Raw genomic sequence first — 229 nt, 5'->3', positions numbered from 1 at the left:
TCGCCATGGACGGCGTTTTACGGCTTCACCAACGGCTTACACTAATCATATCACTGCTATTAAGCCCAGCAGCATCTCAGCTGCCAAAGTGTGTATTTAACCTAGGCGCATGACTGCTCAGCCATTCAATCCCTGCGGGATTTGCTCGGCTGTCGACAACCTTTGGCGTTAAACCGTGAGATAGTAAGAAACGCACAATGACCAGAACGGTTACACCGAGTCCGAGCAC

The 229-nt window shown here is 50.7% G+C and carries 1 pseudogene; it reads right to left on the bottom strand.

Features of this window, described 5'->3' with window-relative positions:
• Positions 1-79: 79 nt before the first annotated feature.
• Positions 80-229 (bottom strand): annotated as a pseudogene (locus tag R0J88_RS24215) (UDP-N-acetylmuramoyl-L-alanine--D-glutamate ligase); the annotation flags it as partial.

The sequence above is a fragment of the Pseudoalteromonas sp. SIMBA_162 genome (assembly GCF_046535955.1).
GTDB classification, from domain to species: domain Bacteria; phylum Pseudomonadota; class Gammaproteobacteria; order Enterobacterales; family Alteromonadaceae; genus Pseudoalteromonas; species Pseudoalteromonas marina.
Note: the sequence above shows the minus strand (reverse complement) of the source record. Positions and strands in the feature narration are given on the sequence as shown.